We start from the raw sequence: 451 nt of genomic DNA on the forward strand, positions 1-451 counted from the left end.
CGTCAAGGGAGTCAACCGAGCGGCCAAGGTCCCGATCGTTGTAGCCGTCCTGCGAAACGCGCGTCCATTCGAGGCCGAGGTAGGGGGCCACGGAAGCAACGCTCAATTCAAACGGCATGCTCGCGTGTGCGGATACGCGGATCACATCGCCGTCCACATCTGTCGAGCCCGAGCGACCGAGCAGCGACGTATTGATGTCGCCGTCTGTCCAGCCGTAGAGCGCGTCTGCATCAAGAACAAGCGGGAACGACATCGGCAACTTCCAGGAGCCGTACATGCCGATCCAGTAGCTGTCGCCCGTAAATTTCGAACCTTCGCCGTCGCTCTTCGTATGGAGAGCGCCGAACGCGAAGCCTGCTCGCACCGACTGATCGAACGTGTGGTCAGCGCCGAAGACGACGCCGGCCGTGTCGATATCAAAATCGCTCTCGCTGTTGACGCGCCCCCAGTC

Annotated in this window: 1 protein-coding gene; it reads right to left on the minus strand. The window is 61.4% G+C overall.

Translation table 11 applies throughout. The features are described from left to right. Positions 1 to 451 (minus strand): autotransporter outer membrane beta-barrel domain-containing protein (locus H6A60_RS12600; protein WP_205105169.1); only part of this gene is annotated, 451 nt, incomplete at both ends.

Origin of the sequence: Sutterella massiliensis (genome assembly GCF_016899755.1) — a bacterium.
Taxonomy (GTDB): Bacteria; Pseudomonadota; Gammaproteobacteria; order Burkholderiales; family Burkholderiaceae_F; genus Sutterella; species Sutterella massiliensis.